Source organism: Pseudescherichia sp. AS216, assembly GCF_037152055.1.
Taxonomy (GTDB): Bacteria; Pseudomonadota; Gammaproteobacteria; order Enterobacterales; family Enterobacteriaceae; genus Pseudescherichia.
This window is the reverse complement of sequence record NZ_JBBCMV010000002.1, coordinates 537,683-553,151: the sequence shown is the minus strand read 5'-3', so window position 1 is coordinate 553,151 and position 15,469 is coordinate 537,683. Positions and strand designations below refer to the sequence as shown.

9 protein-coding genes and 2 pseudogenes are annotated in these 15,469 nt (G+C 41.9%); 8 read left to right on the top strand and 3 right to left on the bottom strand.

Annotated features, from left to right (window positions below):
* The first annotated feature begins 23 nt into the window (after positions 1 to 23).
* Genes WFN61_RS08170 through WFN61_RS08160 form a run of 3 tightly spaced genes read left to right on the top strand, consistent with a single transcriptional unit; the run spans position 24 to position 6,018 of the window.
* On the top strand, positions 24 to 2,696 hold the full coding sequence (locus tag WFN61_RS08170; RefSeq protein ID WP_337038502.1) for a DNA methyltransferase: 2,673 nt from the start codon (positions 24 to 26) through the stop codon (positions 2,694 to 2,696).
* Between the two features lie 40 nt (positions 2,697 to 2,736).
* Positions 2,737 to 4,752 carry a DEAD/DEAH box helicase gene (locus WFN61_RS08165; RefSeq protein ID WP_032662498.1) on the top strand — a complete coding sequence of 672 codons (2,016 nt, stop codon included), beginning with the start codon at positions 2,737 to 2,739 and terminating at the stop codon, positions 4,750 to 4,752.
* Positions 4,753 to 4,755: 3 nt separating this feature from the next.
* Complete coding sequence (locus tag WFN61_RS08160) at positions 4,756 to 6,018, top strand: GIY-YIG nuclease family protein (RefSeq protein WP_337038501.1); 1,263 nt, start codon at positions 4,756 to 4,758, stop codon at positions 6,016 to 6,018.
* A 155-nt stretch (positions 6,019 to 6,173) separates the two neighbouring features.
* Here WFN61_RS08160 and WFN61_RS08155 read toward each other — a convergent pair whose 3' ends face one another.
* Complete coding sequence (locus WFN61_RS08155; RefSeq protein WP_337038500.1) at positions 6,174 to 7,379, bottom strand: helix-turn-helix domain-containing protein; 1,206 nt, start codon at positions 7,377 to 7,379, stop codon at positions 6,174 to 6,176.
* A gap of 12 nt (positions 7,380 to 7,391) precedes the next feature.
* Complete coding sequence (locus WFN61_RS08150) at positions 7,392 to 8,060, bottom strand: hypothetical protein (RefSeq protein WP_048215043.1); 669 nt, start codon at positions 8,058 to 8,060, stop codon at positions 7,392 to 7,394.
* Positions 8,061 to 8,363: 303 nt separating this feature from the next.
* Between WFN61_RS08150 and WFN61_RS08145 the strand changes: the two genes are divergently transcribed.
* The 5 genes and pseudogenes from WFN61_RS08145 (at position 8,364) to WFN61_RS08125 (ending at position 14,215) form a co-directional block, all read left to right on the top strand.
* Positions 8,364 to 10,517 (top strand): AAA family ATPase, encoded by a 2,154-nt coding sequence (locus WFN61_RS08145; protein ID WP_337038499.1) that lies wholly within the window; start codon positions 8,364 to 8,366, stop codon positions 10,515 to 10,517.
* Positions 10,518 to 10,519: 2 nt separating this feature from the next.
* Positions 10,520 to 11,428: a hypothetical protein gene (locus WFN61_RS08140; RefSeq protein ID WP_337038498.1), complete on the top strand. Its 909-nt coding sequence runs from the start codon at positions 10,520 to 10,522 to the stop codon at positions 11,426 to 11,428.
* Positions 11,429 to 11,603: 175 nt separating this feature from the next.
* A pseudogene (locus tag WFN61_RS08135) lies at positions 11,604 to 12,711 on the top strand (IS3 family transposase); the annotation flags it as partial.
* Positions 12,712 to 12,729: 18 nt separating this feature from the next.
* Positions 12,730 to 12,933, top strand: a pseudogene (locus WFN61_RS08130) (type IV toxin-antitoxin system YeeU family antitoxin); the annotation flags it as partial.
* 793 nt (positions 12,934 to 13,726) lie between these two features.
* Entirely contained in the window at positions 13,727 to 14,215 is a 489-nt protein-coding gene (locus WFN61_RS08125; RefSeq protein WP_337038497.1) for a hypothetical protein, read from the top strand.
* Between the two features lie 159 nt (positions 14,216 to 14,374).
* Here WFN61_RS08125 and WFN61_RS08120 read toward each other — a convergent pair whose 3' ends face one another.
* A complete protein-coding gene (locus WFN61_RS08120) occupies positions 14,375 to 14,890 on the bottom strand; it encodes a hypothetical protein (protein ID WP_337038496.1) in 516 nt (171 codons plus the stop codon).
* Positions 14,891 to 15,469: the final 579 nt, after the last annotated feature.

Sequence of the window (15,469 nt, the reverse complement as noted above, 5' to 3'; positions counted from 1 at the left end):
TACTGTATTTTTTAGGAATAACAATGGCTGTTAATCAGGCGAAAATTTTTGAACATCTCGAACAACTGGTTGAAAACCCTGAGCAAGACGAATTTATCTACGGCTTTTTAACTGCTTTTGAGTTCCCTAAAGCTACCCTAAGTCTCATTCGGCAAGGCGGGGCGCGGAATGTTGCGAAAGTGCCTGGGCACGTTGGGTTAAAAAATAAGCTCTATTACCAACCAGTAGCCGATAGCGGTGATATCGATTCTGCTTTTGAGCAACGTATTGCCGATATGTCTATTGCAAAAAATAAGATCCGCTTTGTTCTAATAACAAATTTTGTTCGTTTTTTAGCCTGGGACACACTGACACAGGAACGTCTTGATATTGAGTTTGAAGAGTTACCACGTAACTACGGTTTTTTCTTACCGCTGGTAGGGTTGGAAAAGGCTATTCTCAATAGTGAAAACCCGGCCGATGTGAAAGCCGCTGAGAAGATGGGAAAGCTGTTTGATCTTATCAAGGAGCGTAATGATTTAAGCAAAGCAGAAGATATTCACGCGCTTAATGTTTTCCTGACTCGTTTGTTGTTTTGCTTTTTTGCCGAAGACACGGGCATCTTTGAAAAAGGTCAGTTTACTTCCGCAGTTAAGAGCTACACCGCCGAAGATGGCAGTGATTTAGATCAGTTTCTGACAGACCTGTTTGCCGTGATGAACAGCAAACCGAATAGCAAATTACGCCTGTCACTTCCGATTCATTTAGCCGCATTCCCTTATGTTAATGGTGGTTTATTCGCCAGTGATGAGCCTGTTCCAGAGTTGGGGTTGAAGGGCAGACGTATCTTACTTGAATGCAGTGCAATGGACTGGAGTGAGATTAACCCTGACATTTTCGGCAGCATGTTCCAAGCTGTGATTGATGTGGAGCAGCGTAGCCGCTTAGGACAGCATTACACTTCATACAGCAATATCATGAAGGTTATACAACCATTATTTCTGGAGCCATTGCGTTCAGAGCTTGAAAAACAACGCACAAACACGAATGGTCTCAAACGGTTGCTTCTCCGTCTGGGGAAAATGAAAGTTTTTGATCCTGCGTGTGGTTCAGGAAACTTCTTGATTGTCGCCTATAAAGAACTGCGTCTTTTGGAGATGGATGTTATTCAAGCACTTTTAGAAAGTGATCCGCAATCGATCTTTATGAGTAGTATCCATCTTGATCAGTTCTATGGTATTGAAATTGATGATTTTGCCTGTGAGATAGCACGTCTATCTCTCTGGCTTGCGGAGCATCAGTTAAATAAACAATGGGAAGAACACATTGGTTCAGCACCACCAGCATTACCGTTGCGTTCATCAGGTAAAATTTGGAGCGGTAACAGTCTGCAAAAAGACTGGCAGGAAGTATGTCCAAAAAAGGTTGATGATGAAGTTTATGTGATTGGTAATCCTCCCTTTTTAGGGACGGTTGGTCGTTCGGAGCTACAGCGTTCTGATATGCAGAAAGTGTTTAGCAACTTCAAAACAATAGGTGGTTTGGATTTTGTTGCATGTTGGTTCTGGAAGGGTGCGCAATATATCCAAAATAGCCACGCTGAACTAGCTTTAGTGGCCACTAATTCTCTTTGTCAAGGGGAGCAAGTTGCAACTCTATGGCCACCGATTTTCGCGCTAGGGTTACATATTCATATTGCGTATCAGACATTTACTTGGGCGAACAATGCACGTGATAAGGCCGCAGTGCACGTAGTTGTTATTGGTTTATCAGGAAAAAGTAAAACGCGCCAACTTTACCAATTAGTGGATGCTAATTGGCACAGTAAACTGGTCGGTAATATAAGCCCTTATCTGGTTGAAGGAAGCAATATCGTTGTGGAGTCGAAATCCAAACCAATAATAAAAGATGTTCCTCAATTATTATTTGGAAATAAACCTACTGACGGTGGTCATTTGCTGATGAATAGTCACGAACGGGATAAGCTTCTTGAAGTGGAGCCACAAGCTGCCCGTTGGATAAAGAAGGTTCTGGGAGCTGATGAATTTCTAAATGCGAAAGAGCGTTGGTGCTTATGGCTAGCAGACATAACGGATGCTGAGCTTAGAGCTATGCCGCACGTTTTCAACCGGGTTCAAAAGGTGGCTGAAGCTCGACGGAAAAGCCCTGATAAAGGAGCTCAAAAAATGGCTGAGCGTCCTCATCAATTCAGGGATTTAAACAATCCTGATGATTATATATTGATTCCAAGTGTTTCATCGGAGAGAAGAACATATATACCTATAGGTTTTTATGATGCAAATGTGATTTCAACTAATGCAAACTACATTATTCCTAATGGTACATTGTACGAATTTTCCATCCTCACCTCTTTAATACACAACGACTGGATGCGGTTAGTCGCCGGGCGTCTAAAAAGTGACTACCGCTACTCAGCGAAAGTGGTTTACAACTCGTTCCCATGGCCTGACGTGACTGATGCGCAGCGTAAATCTCTTATCGATCTAGCCAAATCGGTGTTACTAATACGTGAGAATTATCCAGAAAGCACTCTGGCTGAGTTATATGATCCGCTTAAAATGCCAGCTGACCTTTTAGAAGCCCATCAGGCACTGGATAAGTTCGTTGATCGTCTCTATCGTGACAAACCATTCAAGGACGCCACTGAGCGTTTAAGCTGCTTGCTACAGCGTTATGAATCATTGACTAAAGCATAAGCTTTCGCTCTGCCAGCCAGGGCATACAGAGGATTGCATTGTGGAAAATATTTTACAGGTGACTTACGGCCAGACTGGGCAAAGTGCGCGTCTTAATGATTTTGGTATGCGGGAAATGCAGGCACGAGCCTTTGAACAGCGCAACAACCCTTATCTACTTATCAAAGCTCCGCCAGCGTCTGGTAAATCGAGAGCATTAATGTTCCTTGCCCTGGATAAGCTTGTTAACCAGGGTTTACGCAAAGCTATTGTCGCTGTCCCTGAAATGTCCATCGGTGGTTCGTTCAAAGATACTGCGCTCACGGAGCATGGTTTCTTTGCTGACTGGAAAGTGAAACCTGAAAATAATCTGTGCATTGGCGGTGGAGAGGCTGGGAAGGTTGAAGCTTTTAAACGATTTATGGCGAGCCCTGACGACATTCTGGTCTGTACTCATGCTACTCTGCGTTTTGCTTTCGATAAGCTGAATGTTGAATCGTTTAATGATTGCCTAGTTGCAGTTGATGAGTTCCATCATGTCTCCGCGGATGAAAACAACCGTTTGGGTAATTTGATTGATGCTCTGATGAAAGGTTCTAATGCACATATTGTTGCAATGACGGGTTCTTACTTCCGAGGGGATACCGTACCCATTTTGCAACCCGAAGATGAAGCTCAGTTCACGAAAGTGACCTATACCTACTACGAACAGCTCAATGGATACCATTATTTAAAATCTTTAGGCATTGGCTACCATTTTTATCAGGGTTCATACATCAAGGCACTACCTTCAGTGCTGGATGCTAGCAAAAAAACCATCATCCATATTCCCAATGTTAATTCCGGCGAATCAACAAAAGATAAACATGCTGAGGTTGATGCCATCCTGGATGCGCTGGGTGAGGTGAAGCTGCAAGAGCCAGATACCGGTATCTATCGAGTGAAACGCAAAAGCGATGGCAAGTTATTACGTGTAGCGAATCTGGTTGATGATAACCCGGCAGAAAGACCGAAAGTACAGGCGTATCTGCGTAATATCCACTCTGCCGACGATATGGATATCATTATTGCGTTAGGTATGGCGAAAGAGGGGTTTGACTGGCCTTTCTGTGAGCATGTGCTGACCATTGGTTATCGCAGCTCGATGACAGAGATTGTGCAAATAATTGGGCGTGCGACACGCGATTGTGAAGGCAAAACTCACGCACAGTTTACTAATCTTATTGCTCAGCCTGATGCTCAAGATGATGACGTTAAAGTATCAGTAAACAACATGCTTAAGGCCATCACCACCTCGTTGTTGATGGAGCAGATCATGGCTCCAAATATTCAATTTAAACCACGATCTCAATGGACTGGCGAGCCGTTACCTGCCAATACTGTTCTGGTTGATGATCATGCATTACCGGTATCAGACAAGGTTCTAACAATCCTTAACGGCGGTAAAAACGAGATCCTGGCGGCACTAATGGCGAATGAGCAGGTGGTTAAAGAGGCTATTACCGAGTCAACACCGCCTGAGGTAATTACTCAGGTAGTGTTACCATCGGTGATACAAACGCTTCACCCTGACCTGACTGAATACGAACTAGAACAGGTTCGCAGCGGTATTTTGCAGAGTCTTTTTGTTGGCCAATGTGGTGGGTTAGTTGATGAAGCCGATTTGCCGTCGGATGCCATCATTGATAACGGCCAAGGTCAGCGTTCCGGCAATTCGAATGATTCATTAAACGTAAACAATCAGTTTATAAAAATGGGTGATAAATTCATCAATATTGAAAACTTAAATATTGACTTAATTGATGCGGTAAATCCTTTCCACGGTGCTTATGAGATTCTATCAAAATCAGTCACCGCGACGATGCTAAAAACTATTCAGGAAGCAGTCAGAGCGAATCAGGCGCAGGTATCTGAGGAAGAAGCTGTGATGCTCTGGCCAAGAATTAAAGCGTTTGCCAGTGAGCATAAAAGGGAGCCATCGCTGAATGCCAGTGACGCAATAGAGGTTCGTTATGCAGAAGCGTTAGCTTACATCCGAAAAATGAAACAACAGCGTATTGTGCGACAGGAACCGTAACTTATGCTCAGACTTTCACCTCTTCAAGTTCGTCAAAAAGTGACAATTGATGACATTTTTTCTGAACCAGACGATCTTGGTTTACTCGTAGTCGAACCACTAAAAATATATTCCTCTACGGGTAATCTTCCTGTAAGCAGATTAGAAGAGATTAATGCATTTTATGTGGTTCATGGGCGTCCACCTCTACCCGATTCGGAGGAATTTAAGGAAACGTTGCTAGCACAACGTTTGAGGGCTCTCAAAGATAACAAGCAGTATCGCGAGATGTTGCAGCCATTTGATATTCATGGCTTACTCGCAGGTGGAAATAACGAGAATACCCTCGAATCAGCTGTATCATTCTCTGTTCCTCCCGGCGAGGTTGATAGGTCGGAGTTGGTTACCTCTCTGGACGATATCTTTGCTGATGATGATGATGGATTGCTCTCATTTGCTGAGCCCGATATTTTCACGTTAAAACATGTTCCGGTTGAAAAGAAAACACAACCTGACGAAATTGCCAAACGACAGCCGTGCCCAGATTTTTATCGATTTTCCCCACTGTTTGAGACAGTCCAAAATGGTCTGAAAACGGGAGCGTTTTCATTTGTTCGCTTCCGCCATGAGTTAAAAATTCATGAAGGTGATTTTTTTATCCTCAATGGGGTTATGGGCTATGTAGATAAAGTTGGTGAGCGACTGGAGGAATATGGACCTTGGAATGCCCGTTTACATTTGGTGTTTGAAAACGAAACTGAGATGAATATGCTCTTCCTCTCGCTTACGCATGGTCTGGTACGAGATACAGAAGGTCGTAAAGTTGTTTTGAATGGACAGTCAATACGTCCTGATGAAGCTCCGGTTCCGACAGGATATGTCTATGTCCTCGCCACGCATAGCGACCAGCCAGCTCTTCAACGTTTTAAACCTGATTTGTATAAAATTGGCTTTACAGAGGGAACTATCGAAGAGCGCATTAAACACGCTGAAAAAGATAAAACCTTCCTTGAAGCACCCGTTCGTATAGTCATGACCACGCAATGCTTCAACATCAATACTCACAAACTTGAAGCTCTTATTCATGGTTTTTTAGGTAAGCAACGGCTCAATATCACGCTACGGGGGGGGGATGGACAAATTTATCATCCTCGCGAATGGTTTCATGCGCCTTTAGCGACTGTGCTCTCTGTGATCAAGTACATTCTTGACGGTACAATTTCGCAATACCGGATGGACAATACGACAGGGAAGATTGTGGCGAAGAAAGATACTGGTCATTCGTGAAACTGGTGGTAACCAGTTGCCAAACGATTCCAGCATTCCAATTCTGTATAAGTTATTTATACATAACAAGATTTGCTCCAAGCTATATAAGCTGACACTACCCTAGGAATTGTAGCGTCAGCCTTCATCGGCAATTTCAGCGCAGCATCAGTTATTTAAGGTTTGCGAGTGAACAAATTGACAACATTTGATTTCTCATCCTCTCTTACTGCAGGTGTCAGACTATTCTTGAGTTTAATTTTTGAATTAATATCAAGTAATGGTTTATCTGCTAAATATCCGCGTGGAAGAGAAAGAATATCTTCGGCATCAACACGGGACATGCTTAAAGTTTCAAGTAAGGTTGATTTAGAGAATGTGTTTGTTTCAAACAACAAATTGATACATCGAGGCAGCAATCTCACTGACTCTGGTTTGCGAAGATCATCAAGTGGTTCGCCTTTTCTCCAGCCTCGAGCAGAAACGCTTTTATATAGGCGCTGGTATTCTAGCGGAGAAATGAGTTCCAATGATTTAGCTCTATGAATCATGGATTGAGCAGACATTCCCCAACGAGTTTTCAATGAAATAAAGTTCTCAAGCGTTGGAAACGGAGGTAATTCTACCGAAAATGCTTCCTCTGGTAACATCAAACATGCTGCAAATTTATGTGCTTGCTCCTCAATTGGTTTAAAATTGACAGAATCAAGCCTTTCGACATATCTGTGCAATACGACGTGTCCAAGCTCATGTGCAGCGTCAAAACGACTTCTGTAATAATTATCTTTGTCACTGGCAAGAATAATGTAAGGACGACTCTCTGACTCATTCCATTGAGAATATCCATCCATCATTGCGTTTCCCTGTTCAAAACGAGAACATACAACTCCGGCATTTTCAATAATCAAAAGCAAATCGGTAATAGGGGCTATACCTAATCCCCACTGCTGACGGCATTTTGCAGCCATCAATTCGATCATTTCATCATCAATTGCACGGTAATCTGTAACCTCTAAATGAGGAACATCTACTTCAGGATAATCAAGGTATTCCTGTAAAGTTGCAGAAACCTCCTGCAACCACCCCATGTAACGCTCAGAAGCATTGCACAAATCTTTCGCTGTGTTTGCCATAGTTCTGAAGAAAACTGGATTGTTCTCTTTTTTCACCGTTGGTTTGATAAACCATGTGACAGGACAGTTCAGAACCTGTCCCAAGATCGCAATGACTTCTGCATCAGGAGAATGACTGCCATTCTCCCATTTCGTAATCGTAGAGGGGGAACGGTCAACCAAACGACCCAAATTAATTTTAGATAATCCTCGAGCTTCACGAAGCTGAGTTAATCTTTCCGGCTGAAATCCCGTTATTCCCACTCTCATAATTTCACCACGTTAGCCTTCCTGTTCTTTCAGGCGTTTCTTCAGCTGTGGAATAACCTTGTCTGGTATAACTACAGCTTGTTCAGTATGGTAAAGCTCAAGCAGCTCGCTTACTGAACGGTTAAAGTGATACCCCTTCATATTTGTAAAGGGAACGACAATCCTTAGGTCCAGCATGTTATCTTGCGAATGACCGTGAGGTGGGTTGATATTTAAGACCAACATTCCTAGAGTGCCAACTCCACCTTCTGATTGATCACGTTCGCTAAATAAATCTGGCGTATATCCTTCAAAACTCTCGTTTAATTCTGCTAATAAAGAACGATGTTTTGCACCTCGAATGCACTTTTCATCATAGTTCAGCCCGATTCGACTAATCTTCACTCCTGCAGAGTTCACTATGATGTAGCTCTCACCTTTAGGTGTCGTGTCCACGTCACAACAAACAATACCCGAGTTTTCTGCAGCTCTTCGAAAAGCTGCATTTAGTACATAATGTCGTGCTTGAGGGCGAAAGCGTGATTGTTCTGGCTCACCTAGTTTTGCAATGCTTCCCATTGTAAGTGCATTTGCAGCCACGTAGGCGGTATGGAGTTCTTCTTGGATGTTAAGCCAGAATTCTCGCTGAAAAGCATTTACGATCAGTCCGCTAATGTCCTTTTGCACGTCATCTTTACTCATTTAGATACCCTGATTGCGTTAAGCAGATTTAATCATAGTTTTTTTTCGTTTTGACGGCAAGCTGAGTTCTTGAGTCTGAGAAGACGGAGGCTAATTTGTTATAAAAATGTGTCATTGGAACGAATTTACGGCAGAACACCGTAGCCTTAACACCACGGATTGGAAATGGCTGAATATCTTAGAGTCAAGGTTCTGATTTTTGTGGAGGAAGTTACTTTTAACTAGGTTGAACAAGCGTAAAATCATACTCATTAAAACAATCTTTTGTCGGGTCGCAACTCTGCCCAGCTTGCTAGGAATTACATGAGAAAGATTAGAAGACTCAAAGCCGATACCCCTAGTATCTTAAAATCTGGACGTCTTGTTGAAGAAGTGAGCAAGTTAAGAAAATATTACCTCCAATCAGAGGAGTTGCGCCGCTATAGCCGCCCCCCGGTCAATAAAGAAATTTTCTATGATGAGAGCGTGCGTGTTTCGCTACGCAAAACATTCCATGGCTGTTGTGCTTGGTGCGAGACCTATCTAGCTCCTAGAGAAGAAGAAATTGTTCATTTTCGGCCTATCGGGAACGCCAGAGGACTAAATGATGATGAAAGCATAGAGTCTTACGGTTGGTTGGCTTATATTTGGGATAACCTTTTTTTGTCTTGTACCGAGTGTAACCGCGCGCAACGAAATTATTTTCCTGTGGAGTCTGTACGTGCTCCAGTCCTTTCTACTTGGGAAGAAGCCAACTCATTGGAGAGAGTGTTACTTATCAATCCATGTCGAGATGACCCTCTCCGTCACCTTTCACTTAGCTCAGATGGGTCGCTGCAGGCCTTAACGGATAAAGGTGAGCACACTCTGCTAATTTTTAATCTGAATCGGTCAGAACTCGTTTTTGCTCGGGCGGAACAAATTCGCATTGTTCGCGCTATGGTTTTTGAGAATAATGGATCTGTTGAAGAGTTCAATAGCTATCATTCAAGTGATAAATGCCTTGTCGGTGTTACAAATTTTATTGTTTCTATGTTCCTAAAGGAATACTCCAGAAGACAAGGAACCTATTCTACTATTAAAATCGAGTCTTTCATAAAGGATAGTCTACAGAATTATCATTTTAATTTTGACTATTCGATAAATACTCCAGTTGAAATATATGAAGATTCTATTGCGCTGAAAATTTCGTCCGACTATTATGATAGGCTTGCTAGAAAAATAGGTGATGAGGGCAAAGCCTCCCGCCATCTAAAAACTATCGAAATTCGTGATTTTAAAGGGATAAATAAATTCACTTTGAATATGAAACATGGTGAGTCGAAATCTCTTGCGCCTTGCGTGATGTTACTTGGCGAAAATGCTACAGGTAAAAGCTCAATTCTTCAATCAATAGCACTTACAATGATGACAGAATCTCAACGTAGAAAGTTGCACCTTAGTTACGACGATTTTATTTCTAGAGATAGAGGTGAATGGACGGTCGATAATATTCAACCCGCGGTAATTAAATTAATATTTAATGATGGATTTAATTGTGCTTTTCAGATAGATGAAAATTTTAATGCCAGCGGTGAGGGTTCTGAGAATATTGTCTTTCTTGCCTATGGAGCTAGACGCTTTGTTAAGCCACTTAAACGTGCCAGTCAAGGAAATGGCATTATCTGCCAAACTCTTTTCAATCCGGTAGCCTTACTTTCAAATCCAACTAAATGGCTGCAAGAATGTGATGAGATTGTATTTCAATCTGTGGCTAGGGCCATGAAGGAGATCCTTGCCTTAAAGCAGGATGACATAATTTATCGTAATGAACTTAGACATGTCATGGTCCATGCTCACAAACGTAACACTCCTCTTGAAAATATGAGTGATGGCTATAAGGCTCTGTTTTATGTTGCTATTGACATTATGCGCCATATGCTAAAACGTTGGGAAAATTTAGAATATGCATCAGGCATCGTTATTATTGATGAAATTGAAACGCATCTTCATCCCCGATGGAAAATGCAGATAGTGGGTGCCTTTCGACGAGCAATGCCGGGTGTTCAGTTCATATTTACAACCCATGATCCTCTTTGTTTGCGAGGGATGTTTGATGGTGAAGTTCATGTACTAAAGCGTGATGAAATATACTCAATTACTGAGGAGGAAGATTTACCTGGATTCCAGGGGTTGAGAACGGAACAACTATTGACATCTGAGTATTTTGGCCTTCTCTCGACTGATGATCCAGATCTTGAGCGGAGACTAGAAGATATTACCAGGAAAGAAGGAAGTAATCAGGCGGAATATATTCGTCATATAGAAAAAGAACTTAGTGAAATAACTGTACTTGGTACGACTCTTAGTCAACGAGTAGTCCATGAAGCATTGGCGCGATATTTAATTTCAGTAAAACGAAAGATGCCTGAAGCCAAAGATGTGAAAGAGGATGCGATCAGAGCAATCCTTAATGTCCTTGAGCAAAAAGGCTATTGATAATGATTAAAATCGATCGCTCAGTTCAACCGGTGCCAGTCTCACTAACCACGGCAGGTAATGTTGTTGATAATGAACGTATTGCTGCACGAAGATATTACGCAGTCGTACCAGCCCCCAGTAAAACGTATAAATTTAAGCGATATAAAGAAGAGGATATCGTCGAAGCCTTGGAACATCTTTTTCACGGTAAATGTGCCTATTGCGAGAGTAAATACATAGGTACCCAGAAAATGGATGTTGAGCATTATCGTCCGAAAGGAAAGGTGAACGAAAGTCAGGGACATCCAGGTTACTGGTGGCTAGCGTTGGAGTGGGAGAATTTATTGCCATCCTGCATTGACTGTAATCGCCGCCGAGGGCAAAAATCCTATACTTTGCAAGAGGATGGCACATTTGTCTTTATCGATGATACAGAAAACGCAGGTAAAGAATGCGCATTTCCTGTCTCCGGAGTCTATCGAGCGCAGGGGAGACAAGATGATCTTACACTTGAAATACCTTTACTTATAAATCCCTGTGAACATGACCCTAGAGATCATCTTCGCTGGCATATTAACAATTTGAAGCTCCCCCTACTGCTCGCGAATTCGGTGCAGAACCTGCCTGATGAGAGAGGAGTAAAAAGTATTGAAATTATGGGATTAAATCGTTTTGGACTTGTGACTAAGCGTGCTGAAGTACTGCAACCTGTTGTAGTACAAATTAATAGTATTTTCGAGTTAATAGATATTACAGCGACGTTACCACCCTGCGAGGCTCGAGATAGATATCTTACGAAGATCGGGCGGGATATTGATACATTGCAGACCTGCTATGAACCTGGCCGGGAATATGCTGGAATGATTAAATCTTACATTGATTCACATATGGATACTCTAAAAGGAGAACTTGCTAGATTATTGGCATGACCTTAACGATGTATAAGCCCATATAGCAATGGCTGATTATCTCAGTGAATGCCCTCAAATAAATAATGTCACAGCCTGCATATTAGCAGGCTGTGATGTAAGTATCCCGCATAATTGTGCCATTCATATTTAGAGATCATCCGGCATAATCAATCTGCCAACGAAGGAGATCGCTATGCGTAAAGCCCGTTTTACTAAGTATCAGATCATTGCTGTGATTAAGTCGGTTGAAGCCGGACGAACCGTTAAAGATGTCTGCCGGGAGGCCGGTATATCTGAAGCTACCTACTACAACTTGAAGTCCAGATACGGCGGCATGGAGGCTTCTGATATTAAAAAGATCAAGGATCTTGAGGACGAGAATCGGCGTCTCAAACAGATGTTTGCCGACCTGAGCCTTGAGAACCGGACGCTGAAAGACGTTATCGAAAAAAGCTTTAACACCAGCCTTTAAGCGTGAGCTGGTCACTTATCTGATAACGACATTTGGACTCAGTATCCGTCAGGCCTGCCGGAGTCTGAACCTGAGCAGAACGGTTTACCATTACCGTCCGGATACCACGCGTGACGAACCCGTTATTGTCGCGTTGCAGGCAGTGGTCGAGCGATACCCACGATACGGTTTTCCGAAACTTTTTCAGGTTCTGAGGCGGCAGGGGCACCCGTGGAATCACAAAAGGATTCACCGTATTTATTGTCTGCTGAAACTGAATTTTCGCCGTAAGGGCAAACAGCGCTTGCCGGTGCGTAATCCCTTGCCACTGGCCACACCGGAAGCGCTGAACCAGAGCTGGTCTGTCAATTTTATGCATGATGTCCTGGTCTGTAGCCGTCGTTTTCGCACGTTCAATGTCGTTGGTGACTTTAACCGTAAGGCGTTGTCGATTGAAATCGATCTAAATCTGCCAGCTCTGCGCGTGGTCTGTGTACTCGACAGGATCGCGGCAAATCGCGGCTATCTGATCATGCTACGCATGGATAATGGTCCGGAATTTATCTCACTTGCACTGGCTGAATGGGCAGAGCAACACGCAGTAAAAGTAGAATTTATTCAGCCGGATAAGTCGACGCAGAACGCTTTTATTGAGCGCTTTAACCGAGCATACCGTACAGAAATACTCGATTTTTGTCTGTTCAGAATGCTGCATGAAGTGCGGAAAATCACGGAAAAATTGGTGTCAGAATATAACTGTGAACGCCCTCATGAATCACTGAACAATATGACGCCAGAGGAATATCGGCAACACAATAATTTGGCCGGTATCTCAAAAAATGCCTGGAACTTAAAGGGGTCTATTTACAAATTCAGTAACGCAGAATGTTTGAAGTTGGATGAAGTATTCCCACGTTTTATCAGCCAGATGGAATCGATGTTGACCACTGGTGAAATGAATCCTCGCCATGCCCACTGTGTCACCCTGTACTACAACGGTTTCACCTGCGAAGCCGATACACTTGGCAGTTGCGGCTACGTATACATCGCCGTTTACCTCACTCAACGTTAACTACTTTAACAGGAGCAAATATGAAAACTCAACTTGGAATAATACTGAGAGTGGGAGCTTCTAGGTAATAAGAAACTGGAAAGCAAGGTTCGATATCTTGGCATTGAAGTCAATGGTACGTTAGAGATCCCTGAGTTGATTGAAATCTAAGCTTGGCAGGGCTGCTGCAGCCCTTCCGTAAATGGTCGTTGCTGACTTGTCGGGGAACCAGAGATAATAGTGGCATAGGTAGACTCAGGATTGCGTCAATGTGGAAAAAGGGACTAGGTTAGTTTCAGAGTATTAGCAACAGTTCTAACTATAACATTACTCTGTTAACCCGCAGATGTATCACGAAAGTGATTGTGCTGATATCTAGCGATTTCTTTATGAGATTTTTAAACCAAAAATGACTGAGGATGTGTATTAATTCAGTTAATTGGTATGTCATGTGATAAATTTTTAGTTGGTCTAAAAGACTGCTCTTAAGGTATAAATTATAACTAAACAGGGTGTGAGATGATATATAAAGCCACCGTTAATAAACTTGCAACCTTTAACTCCAAACTTGATATGTCTCAAAAAATAATAATAAATCTTATTGTTGTAGTTGTCATTTGTTTTTTTATTGATGTTCTGAGGCTAGACTGTTTGCGCAAGGGATTCTTTATGTTGACTTTGATATACTGGAGCTTTTCAGTGTTCTATGGTCTGGTTGGTATATATAAAAACTGTATGAAACAATATTGGGTAAAGGAGTTTTAATATTGGGAGTACACTTTGTTTGAATTTTGCCTTATGTCTCTCAGGTGTTGTGAACAATGATATAACTTCCGTTTCACCAACAAACTTCCCTCACTCTTTGATATTTATTTCGGCTGCGATGATTCCTTTGATAGTGCCTCTTGGTATGATCTTAATGTTCGCGGTTATTTTAGTGTCAGCACCCATATGGAGTTGGTTTTTTGTTTATGACGATAAACTTAAAAAAATGTTAATACCAGGATATGAACCTAATCAGCAGAGGTTTTTGCACAAAACCACTTTAATAATCCAAATTATATCTTTAATAATTTATTGTGCTTTTATTTTTCAATTTGCACGACTCACAGGTAATGATTATATATCCTATATTAATAATAAATCTCAAGCAATGATTTACACACTTGAGATGTTTGATAAAAGTCCATGTGCCAACATTAATATTGGTAAGGTTTCCTTTTTAGGTGATGGCAATGTGCTGGTTGCGATTAAAAATAATGGTAAATACTCATTCAAAGTCATGGAGTGCGAGATAAAATAGTAAAGAATGCTTGTTATGGCTATAACATTCAATTTTAATAGGGAGCTTTGTCATTGTCTTAGCTTCCTTTGCGTCGCATATTTCATATCTTGGGATGTGATGGTGCTAATTCGAGTATGCCTATCATTACTAAGCACTTTTTTTTGCTAAAATAAAAACCTAAACTTCTTTCGAACCCAGACTTACAGACAACTGCCAGTTCTTGGAATTGGCCCTATTTATTATTTTGGGTATTGTTGTCACCAATTTATCTCCCGTTATTTTGTTGTGTAGTACAACTATATGCCTATCGCCGAGAAGTTCTGATGCTATTATTTCATTCTCAGTGATGGCAAAGAAGAAATTCCTGAAGTCAGGATTGGTAACCCTTTTTTGATTGCAGGTTTTTAGTTCAATAAATGTTAATGATTTTAATATTCCGGCCAAGGAGCTAACGTCACTAAAGTCGACGCTTATATTTTCAGGGATAGAAATAAAATCAAAACTTGATGCCTTTATTTCAATACCTTCATACTGCTTCAGCGCAGCTAGCAGATTTTTCATGTCTTTCCCTTTAGGTCTTTTTATCCATAAAGCTTGCGAGTCAAGGAAGCTACGTTCCCCTAACATTCCATTTTCTGAAGAATATCTGGGGATATGTGCCCTTTTTGATTCAATCAATTTAAGTAGACCCACCGTGATTTCCTTTTAGTTTAATATTGCATACGGAAATTTATCACATTTCATTTTTAAGGCAATATTAAACTACTATTACTCTTCCGATTGCGGGGAAAAATGGAACTCATGAGGGGCCGATTGTCGCTCATCGAGACGACAAGTTCTTCGATACAGCTCGTCTTGTGCCAAAGGATGTCGATGTTAATATTTGGACGTATCGATGGATGGGCGAAAGTTAGGAGGTATGATGGTAACTAGGGAAAGCATGAAACTATGGATCATAGAGTGTCTTCGGGAACGGGGGGGTAGTGCTTGGCCACGTGAAGTTTCAAAGTACGTATGGGACAGATACGAGGCGGAGCTTAGGGATTCGGGCGATATGTTGTATACGTGGCAATATGACATTCGTTGGGCCGCTCAACAATTGAGAAACGGGGGCACTCTGAAACCAGTAAATAGACGCAGAGATTTGCCATGGGAACTAGCATAGCAAGGGTTAATGTTCATTTCGCGGCCATACCTGACTTTGCTCTGAATGGATGGGAATTGATACCTCTGAAGAAAACTTTCCTTCCTGCCTGAATCTTGCTTTGATAG

Coding starts and splice junctions, on each gene's coding strand:
- WFN61_RS08170 (WP_337038502.1), top strand. CDS start 24: ATGGCTGTTAATCAGGCGAAAATTTTTGAACATCTCGAACAACTGGTT.
- WFN61_RS08145 (WP_337038499.1), top strand. CDS start 8,364: ATGAGAAAGATTAGAAGACTCAAAGCCGATACCCCTAGTATCTTAAAA.
- WFN61_RS08155 (WP_337038500.1), bottom strand. CDS start 7,379: ATGAGAGTGGGAATAACGGGATTTCAGCCGGAAAGATTAACTCAGCTT.
- WFN61_RS08160 (WP_337038501.1), top strand. CDS start 4,756: ATGCTCAGACTTTCACCTCTTCAAGTTCGTCAAAAAGTGACAATTGAT.
- WFN61_RS08140 (WP_337038498.1), top strand. CDS start 10,520: ATGATTAAAATCGATCGCTCAGTTCAACCGGTGCCAGTCTCACTAACC.
- WFN61_RS08150 (WP_048215043.1), bottom strand. CDS start 8,060: ATGAGTAAAGATGACGTGCAAAAGGACATTAGCGGACTGATCGTAAAT.